Source organism: Pseudaeromonas sharmana (assembly GCF_042649925.1).
Lineage (GTDB): Bacteria > Pseudomonadota > Gammaproteobacteria > Enterobacterales > Aeromonadaceae > Pseudaeromonas > Pseudaeromonas sharmana.
Genome location: NZ_JBHSAF010000002.1, coordinates 275,855 through 286,538, shown reverse-complemented (window position 1 = coordinate 286,538; position 10,684 = coordinate 275,855). Strand labels below are relative to the sequence as shown.

The 10,684-nt window shown below is 54.5% G+C and carries 12 protein-coding genes; 4 read left to right on the top strand and 8 right to left on the bottom strand.

What is annotated here, in order from left to right:
* Positions 1-214: 214 nt before the first annotated feature.
* From rplI to rnr, 5 genes are all read right to left on the bottom strand, one after another.
* Positions 215-667, bottom strand: a complete 453-nt coding sequence (gene rplI / locus ACFOSS_RS04870; protein WP_377150983.1) for a 50S ribosomal protein L9 — start codon at positions 665-667, stop codon at positions 215-217.
* A gap of 41 nt (positions 668-708) precedes the next feature.
* Positions 709-939 (bottom strand): 30S ribosomal protein S18, encoded by a 231-nt coding sequence (gene rpsR, locus ACFOSS_RS04865; RefSeq protein ID WP_377150982.1) that lies wholly within the window; start codon positions 937-939, stop codon positions 709-711.
* A 31-nt stretch (positions 940-970) separates the two neighbouring features.
* Positions 971-1,351 (bottom strand): 30S ribosomal protein S6, encoded by a 381-nt coding sequence (gene rpsF / locus ACFOSS_RS04860; protein ID WP_377150980.1) that lies wholly within the window; start codon positions 1,349-1,351, stop codon positions 971-973.
* Between the two features lie 386 nt (positions 1,352-1,737).
* Entirely contained in the window at positions 1,738-2,481 is a 744-nt protein-coding gene (gene rlmB, locus ACFOSS_RS04855) for a 23S rRNA (guanosine(2251)-2'-O)-methyltransferase RlmB (RefSeq protein WP_377150978.1), read from the bottom strand.
* A gap of 71 nt (positions 2,482-2,552) precedes the next feature.
* The gene (gene rnr, locus ACFOSS_RS04850; protein WP_377150975.1) at positions 2,553-4,979 is read right to left on the bottom strand and encodes a ribonuclease R; all 2,427 of its coding nucleotides are present in this window, start codon (positions 4,977-4,979) and stop codon (positions 2,553-2,555) included.
* A 145-nt stretch (positions 4,980-5,124) separates the two neighbouring features.
* Here rnr and ACFOSS_RS04845 point away from each other — a divergent pair, with 145 nt between their 5' ends.
* On the top strand, positions 5,125-6,144 hold the full coding sequence (locus ACFOSS_RS04845) for a GGDEF domain-containing protein (protein WP_377150973.1): 1,020 nt from the start codon (positions 5,125-5,127) through the stop codon (positions 6,142-6,144).
* Positions 6,145-6,427: 283 nt separating this feature from the next.
* Here ACFOSS_RS04845 and ACFOSS_RS04840 read toward each other — a convergent pair whose 3' ends face one another.
* Positions 6,428-6,862, bottom strand: coding sequence for a protease inhibitor I42 family protein (locus ACFOSS_RS04840; protein ID WP_377150971.1), 435 nt, complete (start codon positions 6,860-6,862; stop codon positions 6,428-6,430).
* Positions 6,863-7,012: 150 nt separating this feature from the next.
* Between ACFOSS_RS04840 and rdgB the strand changes: the two genes are divergently transcribed.
* From rdgB to ACFOSS_RS04825, 3 genes are all read left to right on the top strand, one after another.
* A complete protein-coding gene (gene rdgB / locus ACFOSS_RS04835) occupies positions 7,013-7,609 on the top strand; it encodes an RdgB/HAM1 family non-canonical purine NTP pyrophosphatase (RefSeq protein WP_377150970.1) in 597 nt (198 codons plus the stop codon).
* 2 nt (positions 7,610-7,611) lie between these two features.
* Positions 7,612-8,751, top strand: coding sequence for a radical SAM family heme chaperone HemW (hemW, locus tag ACFOSS_RS04830; RefSeq protein ID WP_377150969.1), 1,140 nt, complete (start codon positions 7,612-7,614; stop codon positions 8,749-8,751).
* Positions 8,752-8,856: 105 nt separating this feature from the next.
* Positions 8,857-9,513, top strand: a complete 657-nt coding sequence (locus tag ACFOSS_RS04825; RefSeq protein ID WP_377150967.1) for a redoxin domain-containing protein — start codon at positions 8,857-8,859, stop codon at positions 9,511-9,513.
* 69 nt (positions 9,514-9,582) lie between these two features.
* Here the strand turns inward: ACFOSS_RS04825 and ACFOSS_RS04820 are convergent, their stop codons facing one another.
* On the bottom strand, positions 9,583-9,915 hold the full coding sequence (locus ACFOSS_RS04820) for a 50S ribosome-binding protein YggL (protein WP_377150966.1): 333 nt from the start codon (positions 9,913-9,915) through the stop codon (positions 9,583-9,585).
* Between the two features lie 22 nt (positions 9,916-9,937).
* The gene (trmB, locus tag ACFOSS_RS04815) at positions 9,938-10,654 is read right to left on the bottom strand and encodes a tRNA (guanosine(46)-N7)-methyltransferase TrmB (protein ID WP_377150964.1); all 717 of its coding nucleotides are present in this window, start codon (positions 10,652-10,654) and stop codon (positions 9,938-9,940) included.
* Between the last annotated feature and the right edge of the window lie 30 nt (positions 10,655-10,684).

Genomic DNA, 10,684 nt, shown 5'->3' with positions numbered 1-10,684 from the left:
TCCGAGGAGTGCGGGCCTTGCCGTGTCAGCGAGGCGGCATTATAGGGATATCAGCATCGCTGGCAAGCGCTTTTTCCAGAAAAATCACTCACAGCCGTGCGCTTGCGCACTAAACAAACAAACCGTCTACACTTCGAACAAAATTAGTCGTTCTGGAAAAATTAAAAAAGAAAACCCGCGACAAGCGCGGGTTTTCAGCCGAACAGAACTGTTATTACTTGGCAGCAACAACCTGGATCTTAACGGCAGTCTTAACATCAGCGTGCAGTTGAACAGCGATTTCGTATTCACCTGTGTAGCGCAGAGCACCTTCAGGCATCCGAACTTCGCTCTTGGCAACAGCTACACCAGCAGCAGTGATGGCATCAGCCACATCACGGGTGCCGATGGAACCGAACAGCTTGCCTTCGTCACCAGACTTGGATTCGATGACTACGCCTTCCAGTGCTTCAACTTGAGCAGCACGCGCCTTGGCAGCAGCCAGAACATCAGCCAACTTGGCTTCGAGTTCAGCACGACGTGCTTCAAACATTTCAACGTTCGCCTTGGTGGCCATAACAGCCTTGCCTTGCGGGATCAGATAGTTACGAGCGAAACCACTCTTAACTTCTACAGTGTCACCCAGGCCGCCCAGACGAGCGATTTTATCGAGCAGAATTACTTGCATTACCTTTCCTCGGTTTTCGTTGAGTTAGGCCAGACGCCAGATCACTTATTGTGCAGGTCAGTGTACGGCAGCAGAGCCAGGTAACGAGCACGCTTGATGGCGCGTGCCAGTTGACGCTGATACTTGGCGCGAGTACCGGTGATACGGCTCGGTACAATCTTGCCAGATTCAGTGATGTAGTTCTTCAGGGTAGCGGTATCTTTGTAATCGATCTCGGTTACGCCTTCAGCGGTGAAACGGCAGAACTTGCGACGACGGAAATAACGTGCCATTTGCGGTTATCCTCTTTGATAGTCTCTGGAATTACTCTGCAGCAGCTTCAGCAACATCTTCGGCACGGTCATCACGACGGCCTTGACGTTCTTCGCGGGCCTTAGCCATCGGAGAGGCTTCGGTCACGGCATGCTTGGTACGCATAATCAGATTACGGATAACAGCATCGTTGTAGCGGAAGTTAGACTCCAGCTCGTCGATAACTGCCTGTTCAGCTTCTACGTTCATCAGAACATAGTGAGCCTTGTGCAGCTTGTCGATCGGGTAAGCCAGTTGACGACGGCCCCAATCTTCGAGGCGGTGGATCTTGCCGCCAGACTTCTCGATGGCGCCAGTGTAGCGCTCGATCATGCCAGCAACTTGTTCGCTCTGGTCCGGATGAACCATGAAGACGATTTCGTAGTGACGCATGGATTGCTCCTTACGGTTTATTAGCCTTCGTGTTGGCTCAGTCAGACCGTCGAAGGCAAGGAACTTGATATTTGTGTGACTGACTTTTAAGGCGCGTAATATTACGGGGGGGGAATAATGGATGCAATCAAAATTTGAGCAGCACTGTTAACAAATAATTGTTGATAATAATTATCATTTGTATAAATATGATTGTGTTGCTTTCGACCTGTCGGGTTGGATAGCCGCAATAGACTCTCAATCATTGGGTACATCTCCAACGGGATAACACAGCCTCCGTTATCCCAATTGACCCCGCCGACTGTTACAGTCGGCTTTTTTTTACCTTTTTGTCACAACAAAACCAAGGGTGCCACGGCGCCCTTGGTCTTCAACGTGCTAATAGCCTATTGGACAGCCAAACGCTGACGCACTGCCTCGAATAGGAAGATCCCCGTAGCCACCGATACGTTGAGGCTGGACACGCTTCCGGCCATCGGAATACTCACCAACTCATCACAGTGCTCACGCGTTAAACGACGCATACCGCTACCCTCAGCCCCCATCACGAGCGCGAGGGGGCCGGTAAGTTTGCTGCGATAAAGATCATGATCCGCTTCACCGGCCGCCCCAACTACCCAAACCCCCTTTTCCTGCAGCTCACGTAACGTTCTTGCAAGATTGGTCACCTGGATAAATGGCACAAATTCGGCAGCGCCACATGCCACCTTGCGAGCCGTCGCATTCAAACTAACAGACTTATCGCGCGGCACAATCAAGGCATGAACACCTGCGGCATCGGCATTCCGCAAACAGGCGCCCAAGTTATGGGGATCCGTTACACCATCCAATACGAGTAAAAAGGGTTGTGGCTGATTCTCCAGCAAACTCCAGAGATCCTGCTCATCGTATTTGCGACCCTCACGCACACGCACCATGATCCCCTGGTGGCTCGCGCCTTCGCTCTTGTCATCCAGGGTCTTGCGTGTCACCAGCTGAATGCTGATACCAAATCGTTGCAACTGGTTCAGCAGCGGCAGCAGACGGTCATCCTCGCGCCCTTTGAGAACCCAAGCTTCCAATATGCGCTCGGGTTGCTTTTCAAGGAGGGCGGACACAGCATGAATGCCGTAGATCAGTTCATTACTCACGTTAGTAGATTCCTCACGGATGACTCATCTCATCCTGTTTTTCTTGCATTGTTCTAACAAACAGCCAGGCATCAGGTTTTTTTATTGCGTTTGCGGCCAGATGATTTTCCGCCCTTGCGTTTACCCGCAGAATCGGACCGTTTTCCGCCTTTACTCCCCTTGGCATCACGGCTCTCGTTCTTGGTACCAGTAGTGCCAGCCTTTCGCTCGGCCTGATGCTCACGTCGCCGAGCAGCCTTCTCTTTTTGGCCTTTAATTTCGACCAATTTCTTCTGCTGTTTTTTTGCCTCTTTGCCTTTGAACTCAAACGGCACTTCTAGCAACATGAAGTCAATCTTCCGGTCATCCAGGTTAACTCCCATGACCTTGACCCGTACTTTGTCTCCCAGTCGGTATACTCGTCGGAAGTTCTCGCCAATGAGCGTCTGACGCGCCGGATCAAACTGGTAGTAATCATTGCCCAGCGTGCTGATATGCACCAAGCCATCAATATGTAAATCCGCCAGACGAACAAACATGCCAAAGCCGGTTACCCCAGAAATGACACCATCCATCTCATCACCAACATGATCCTGCATGTACTCGCATTTGAGCCAGTCGGCCACGTCGCGAGTTGCATCGTCTGCTCGCCGTTCGGTCATGGAGCAATGCTCGCCCAGCGGCGCTATCTCGTCATAGGGATAGTGATAGCCACCGGACGGTGTCCATTTGTTCTTCGGATTACCATGCTCCTTGGCCAGCTGGAACTTGATGGCACGATGCAACAACAAGTCTGGATAGCGGCGAATGGGCGACGTGAAGTGAGCATACTGCTTCAATGCCAAGCCAAAGTGTCCGACATTATCGGCGCTGTATTGGGCCTGAGACATCGAACGCAGCAACATGGTATTAATCAGCTCCACGTCTGGACGTTCCCTCACCAACTCGGCTAACTCGGCAAAATCCTTGGGCTCCGGCTCGTCGCCGCCCTTGAGTTCAAGGCCCAACTCACCGAGGAATTGACGGAATGTATCCAACTTCAGCTCACCCGGACGCTCATGTACCCGGAACAGCGTGTCAGCCTCACACTTCTCGATATAACGAGCTGCGGCCACATTGGCCATGATCATGCATTCTTCGATCAGTTTGTGCGCATCATTGCGCACCAGCGGCACAATACGTTCGATCTTGCGCTGCGCGTTGAAAATAAAGCGCGTCTCCTCGCTTTCGAATTCAACGGCCCCACGTTGGTGACGTGCCTGCTTCAACGCATGATAGAGACGATACAACTCCTCGATGTGCCCAACCAGGGGTTCGTACTGCTGACGCAGTTTCGGATCCCCGTCCAACATCGCCGCCACCTTGGTATAGGTCAAACGGGCATGGGAGTTCATCACCGCTTCATAGAATTTGTAACCAGACAGCCGGCCTGTCTCACTGATCGTCATTTCACAGACCATGCAGAGACGATCCACTTGCGGATTTAACGAACAGAGGCCATTCGACAACACCTCTGGCAACATCGGAATGACGTTCTCAGGGAAATAAACCGAGTTTCCGCGATTCTGCGCTTCGGTATCCAGCGGTTTACCATGGCGCACGTAATAGGAGACGTCGGCAATGGCCACCCACAAACGCCAGCCGCCGGAACGCTTGCGCTCACAGAAGACCGCATCGTCAAAGTCGCGCGCATCCTCACCATCGATAGTCACCAGGGGTAAGTCGCGCAGATCGATGCGCCCCTTCTTGGCCTGTTCCGGCACCTCTTCGCTCAGCCCCTTGATCTCGTCTTCGACCTCGGCAGGCCAGACATGGGGAATGCCGTAATTACGGATGGCCACTTCGATCTCCATGCCGGGATCCATGTGATCACCCAACACTTCAATGATCTCGCCAACGGCATTGATACGGGCACTGGGACGCTGTGTGATGCGAACTACCACCATCTGGCTTTGACGTGCCCCCAGACTCATCCCCGGCGGGATCAAGATGTCCTGACCAATTCGGGTATCATCCGGCACCACAAAGCTAACGTCATTCTCGACGAAATAGCGACCGACGAGTTCCATGTCCCGCGACTTAAGCAGTCTTACCAGCCGTGCCTCACGACGTCCGCGCGCATCCAGCCCGGTCGGTTGTACCAGCACATAGTCGCCGTGCATCAAACGATCCATTTCACGTGGAGCCAGGAAAAGATCCTCTCCCCCCTCTTCCGGGCGCAGAAAGCCGAAGCCATCTTTATGGCCGAGCACGGTACCCTTGATAAGATTCATTTTGTCCGGCAATGCATAAGCGCGCCCTCGGGTAAACACCAATTGGCCATCCCGCTCCATGGCGCGCAAGCGACGTCTTAGCGCCTCTTCCTGCTCCTCGCCGGCAATTTTCAACAACTGGGTCAACTCCTCGCGCGACACTGGCGTATTGCGTTTTTCTATCAACGCCAAAATAGCTTCGCGACTCGGAATGGGGTTCTCATACTTTTCAGCTTCGCGCTGACGAAAGGGATCCGAAATGGACATAGGCGGGCCTTGATCAAGGTTTTAATGAAATGTCGAGGAAAGTATAACGAAAGGGCTCAGCAAATAGCACGACCTCTTTCACTGCTAGCCTTCAGCGGACTATGATGGAATCAACTTTGACCCCTGTGTTGTGCGAGTCATATCGATGTCAAAAGAGACCTTTACACAAGCCACCGCTTACCTGAAACAGGCGGTGCCGCTGATGATCAAGTACCAGATTCCGACCACACCCACCAACTACGCCTTGTGGTACACCTATGTTGCACAGACTGATCCGCAGTTGAATGCAGCGGTCGACCAGACGCTGCAAACCGAGGGGACCTGTTCTCCCCTCTCCAGCGAGCTTCTATATCAGCAACATGTTGCTGCGCAGACAGAACGTAATGTCGAAAATATGAAACAGAGTCTCGAGGCCATGGTCTCCGAACTCGGTGCCAGCATGCATGACACCTTGAGCGATACCGGCGATTTCCAGACCATGCTCGACAAGAGTTTCGGCCGCCTGCAAAAGTTTGACGACGAGGGCATGTCCATTGAGGAGACCATCAGCCTGGTCCGCGAGCTAGTGCAAGGGGCCAGCAACATCAGCCAGAGTACCCGTCAATTTCATACCCGGCTGACCGATGCCGAAAAGGAAATATCCGATCTCCGGGGCCAACTGGAAAAAAGCCGTAGCGAAGCCTATCACGATGCGTTGACTGGCCTGATGAACCGCCGCGCATTTGATCAGGAGTTGCACCATCTTCTGCAGCTTGGTTCATTCAGTCTGATCATTCTCGATATCGATCGTTTCAAAAGCATCAATGACGAATTCGGCCATATCTTCGGCGACCAGGTCCTTAAAGCCATCGCCCGCCGGGTTAGGGATGGTTGTAAAAATGGCGAAAAATCATTTCGCATCGGTGGTGAAGAGATTGCCTTGCTGCTGCCGGGACGGAATCTGGCCGTCGCCCGTCAGGTTGCCGAGGCACTGCGGCGGGCGATTGAGAAAGTCACCGTCATGGATCGCAAGAATGGTCGACGTTTGAATACCATCACGGCATCGTTTGGTGTCGCCGAGTTTGCGCCTGGTGACAGTTACGAAATGCTGATGCGCCGCGCCGACGAACAACTCTACAAAGCCAAAGAGCTGGGCCGCAATCGGGTCATGCCCATGTCGCTGTAATACCGATAGCAGCCGCTACGCCAGCTCCAACACTAGCCGTAAGCAGGGCGCTCCGGCGCCCTTCTTCCATGTCGAACTTCGAGCGAAACACTCATGGGCGTCCTGCGGTGACGATCTGAATGGCAGCGCCGAAAAGTAGAGTAGAAATCCTAAATCGTGGTTCTGCATAGCAGATCACCACTCACAGCGGCAGGGTAGCGCCAAGCTGACCCGCGGGCCCGGGTGACGCGGTCGAGCCCCCTTGGATGGGCTCCCGGTGTGCTGGCCTGTTGCACACCGTTAGTTAGCGTCCCTGACGTATATGCAGACGCAGAGTATAGAAGTTGGCATCGTCCTGGTGACCTGCTCCCTCGGAGCGGTAGACCAACGTCAATAAGCCATCCCCGGGTTGTCGGGCCGCAAACCACAGGCGTTGCATACCACACTCACCGGAGCCGCTCAGGGGTTGATACTCACTACCTTGTTTGTTCACCAACGCTGGAGTTTGGACCACCTGCCATTGATATCCGGTCTGCAATGCGCCGGGCAGGGCGATTGCCAACGCGTCACCTACAGCCAGCGTAACGCTGGAGCCATTTTGAGCCATGGTCAGTTCCGGCCCCGCCGTCTTCAGCGGAACGGATACCTGGGGCGGAGCCGCCTGCTGGCAGGCATTCAAACCCAGCATCAGGCCGAATGCCATACCCAATCGCCACCGATGACCTATTGCTGCCGCCATGCCTCACCATCCCTGTACCCATTCTGTGCGGCAACATGCTACTGCGCTGTCGGCTACTTGTCATGTCCGCACGACCGACAGCGGTTTTTTTGGCGTTGCCGGAAGGATGTCTTTATCATGTCGCGCAGCACAATGATGGAGTAGCAAGCAATGAACAGACTGGTGTTGGCCACCGGCAACAAGAAGAAGGTGGCTGAACTCAATGCCATGCTCGAAGGAATGAACTTCAAGGTCATGCCGCAAAGCGACTTTTTGGTCGAAAGCGTTGCGGAAACCGGCACCACCTTCGTCGAGAATGCCATCATCAAGGCGCGTCATGCCGCCAAGGTGACCGGATTGCCGGCCATTGCCGATGATTCAGGTCTGGAGGTAGATGCTCTGCGTGGCGCTCCGGGCGTCTACTCGGCACGCTTCGCCGGCGAGGACGCCAGCGACGAAGATAATGTCACCAAGTTGCTGGAGGAGTTATCCTTCCTGCCGCCGGTACTACGCACAGCTCGCTACTGGTGTGTATTGGTCTTCATGCGCCATGCCGATGATCCGACGCCCATTATCTGCCAAGCCAGCTGGGAAGGGCACATCATCACCGAGCGCAAAGGTGAGAACGGCTTCGGTTACGATCCGGTATTTTTTGTTCCAGAAACCGCCTGCACCGCCGCAGAACTGGCTCCGGAGGAAAAAAACCGTCTCAGCCATCGTGCCAAAGCTCTGCAACAGTTGATCGGTCTGCTGCAGGAGATCTACTGAGCGTGAAACTGCCGCCGCTGTCACTGTATATCCACATTCCCTGGTGTGTGCAGAAGTGTCCGTATTGCGACTTCAACTCCCATGCGTTGAAGCAGCCTCTTGCCGAGCAAGCCTACGTCCATGCACTGCTGGACGACCTGACCTGCGATCTACCACTGGCAGCGGGGCGTCCGCTGCAATCGATCTTTATTGGTGGCGGCACGCCAAGCCTATTCAGCCCTGAGGCCATTGCCGAACTGCTGACCGGAGTAGCGCAGCGCCTCTCATTTGCCGATGACATCGAGATCACCATGGAGGCGAACCCTGGCACCGTAGAGGCGGGCCGTTTTCGTGGTTTTGCCGCGGCTGGCGTCAACCGCATCAGCATTGGCGTGCAGAGCTTCGCTCCGCATCAACTGCAAAAGCTGGGGCGCATTCACGACCCCGCCCAAGCCATTGCCGCCGCCCACCAGGCCGCGCAAGCCAGCTTGCGTAGTTTTAACCTCGATTTAATGCATGGCTTGCCAGATCAAACGCTGGAGCAGGCTCTGGATGACCTGCGGCAAGCCATAGCCCTCAATCCGCCGCATTTATCCTGGTATCAGCTGACGATCGAACCCAATACCGCCTTCGGTGCGCGACCGCCGGTTCTGCCTGAAGACGATCTATTGTGGGAGATCCAGGAACAGGGGCACCAACTGCTGCTGGCCGCCGGATATCAGCAATATGAAATTTCGGCGTATGCCAAACCCGGCTATCAATGCCAGCATAACCTCAACTATTGGCGCTTCGGTGATTATCTGGGCATCGGCTGCGGTGCGCACGGCAAGGTGACCACACATGATGGCCACATACGTCGTACCGTCAAACTGAAACACACCAAAGGTTATCTGGATCCGGCGCGAACCTATCTGGACCAGTTATGGGACGTCAGTGCCGAAGAGTTGCCATTCGAGTTTTTCATGAACCGCCTGCGGTTATTTGAAGCCGTCCCCATCGCCGACTTCAGTCGCCTGACAGGATTGTCTCCCCAGGTGTTGCACCTTCCACTGCAGCAAGCCTGCGCCAAAGGACTATTGCAGAGTGATGATACCTACTGGCATGTCACACCGTTGGGACACCGCTATTTGAACCAGTTGCTGACACTGTTTCTGGAAGCGTGAAGTACATCTGCATTCAAAGTGTCGCCTCGCCTTGCCCAATCGCACTATAGACACAATACTCAACAGGCGTGTTCACTTACACTCGAAATCCGATTGGAGGCATTCATGGCATTAAAAGGTGAAATCGAAGCCCAACAACGTTGGCGGCAGGCCCATTTCCCCCCCGACCTCCATAAATTGATGGATCTCGCGCTCCAGCAACTCAAGGATGAGGCCTGGTCAAAACGCGCCTTGCAGGTGGGTGCCGCGCTTCCGAGCATGCAACTCAAAGATATCAATGGCGCTCAATTTGATCCTCGCCGCCTGGTTGGCAGGCAACCGATGATCGTCTCTTTCTTCTGTGGTCACTGGTCGTTGTATTGCAACATCGAACTCCGGGCCTTTGATGCATTAGTGCCACAAATTCAGGATTTCGGCGCCCGTTTTATTCCCGTCATCACCCAATCCGTCGAGCTGAATATCTCAACGCTACGCTGCAACCGATTGAATTACCCTCTGTTCTCAGATGCTACCTTGGAAGCCGCCGCGACCTGCGGTCTGTTGATGACCCTACCAGACATGATGATCGATGCCCTCGAACAGCTTGGCATCGATATTCCTGTCTATCAGGGCAATGCCGTATTGCCCATGCCGGCCAACTACTTAGTCGATCTGGATGGCCGCATCATTACCGCTCACATCGATGAAGATTTACGTCATCGTCCCGAGCCTGAAGCCATGCTGCAGGCGTTACGCCAATTGCATGCCCAGCGGGTTTACTGATCCAGGCGCGATGCCTGCAACCAGAAAAAAAACCCGCCGTTGGCGGGTTTTTTGTCATTGCAATGCGGCCTAGATCAGATTGCCGTACCAGACATCAAACAATGGCGAATGGTGGATCCCCTCCATGCCCTTCTGTTTGAGCCACTCGCAGCAAGCCTGGATATCGTCTTCGGTGCACTTGCCAATCTTCTGGGTGCAGACCAACCCCTCCCAGCCAAGGTGGCCATTACCTGCAAACGCCAGTTGACGCGGCTCGATAACCTCTTCGATAAAGCTATCGACCAGAGCATCAATGGCTTCACCACTGGTTTCTGCCGGGAAATGCCAGGCCAGCTCGAAGCCCAGTTCCTGAAATTCGTCGATACGCAGTTTCTTGCGCAGACGGCGACTACGTTGTGCCATGGGTAACTCCTTTGCTTCAGGGTTAGGCGTTGCGCTGGAATACAAGATCCCAAACGCCGTGACCGAGACGATGGCCACGCTGCTCAAATTTGGTTAACGGACGACTCTCCGGACGCGGCACATAATCACCGAACGCAGAGGTATTGCTAAAGCCTTCGGCCACCTGCATCACCTCCAGCATATGCTCGGCATAGTTCTGCCAGTCGGTTGCCATGTGGAATAGACCACCGATCTTCAGACGTGGACGCAACATCTGTACAAAGGCTGGTTGCACGATACGGCGCTTGTGGTGGCGAGACTTGTGCCATGGATCGGGGAAGAATAACTGCAGCGTGTCGATGCTCTGTTCCGGGATCATCTGCTCCAGCACCTCGACCGCATCGTGACAGAACAGACGCAGATTGGTCACCCCGGCCTCTTCGGCTGCCGACAAGCAGGCGCCGACACCGGGTCTGTGCACCTCGATGCCGATAAAATTTTTCTCGGGAGCGGCCTTGGCCATCGCCACCAGCGACGCGCCCATGCCGAAGCCAATCTCCAGCACCACAGGTGCCGCACGGCCAAACAGCGCGGTCAGATCCAGACGCTCGCCGGTGAACTCGACCCCCATCTGCGGCCACAGTTCGTTCAGCGCACGCTCCTGCCCCTTGGTCAGACGCCCCTCGCGACGCACAAAGCTGCGAATGCGGCGCATGAATTTGCCATCATCATCCAGTTCCGGCTGCGGTTGATCTGTCATCGATCTGTCTCTGCTTCAACAAAAGGAGTG

Bases quoted from the DNA above. Each gene is read 5' to 3' on its own strand.
- ACFOSS_RS04825 (WP_377150967.1), top strand. From the start codon at position 8,857: ATGGCATTAAAAGGTGAAATCGAAGCCCAACAACGTTGGCGGCAGGCC.
- rdgB (WP_377150970.1), top strand. From the start codon at position 7,013: ATGAACAGACTGGTGTTGGCCACCGGCAACAAGAAGAAGGTGGCTGAA.
- trmB (WP_377150964.1), bottom strand. From the start codon at position 10,654: ATGACAGATCAACCGCAGCCGGAACTGGATGATGATGGCAAATTCATG.
- ACFOSS_RS04845 (WP_377150973.1), top strand. From the start codon at position 5,125: ATGTCAAAAGAGACCTTTACACAAGCCACCGCTTACCTGAAACAGGCG.
- ACFOSS_RS04840 (WP_377150971.1), bottom strand. From the start codon at position 6,862: ATGGCGGCAGCAATAGGTCATCGGTGGCGATTGGGTATGGCATTCGGC.
- rpsF (WP_377150980.1), bottom strand. From the start codon at position 1,351: ATGCGTCACTACGAAATCGTCTTCATGGTTCATCCGGACCAGAGCGAA.
- ACFOSS_RS04820 (WP_377150966.1), bottom strand. From the start codon at position 9,915: ATGGCACAACGTAGTCGCCGTCTGCGCAAGAAACTGCGTATCGACGAA.
- rnr (WP_377150975.1), bottom strand. From the start codon at position 4,979: ATGTCCATTTCGGATCCCTTTCGTCAGCGCGAAGCTGAAAAGTATGAG.
- rpsR (WP_377150982.1), bottom strand. From the start codon at position 939: ATGGCACGTTATTTCCGTCGTCGCAAGTTCTGCCGTTTCACCGCTGAA.
- rplI (WP_377150983.1), bottom strand. From the start codon at position 667: ATGCAAGTAATTCTGCTCGATAAAATCGCTCGTCTGGGCGGCCTGGGT.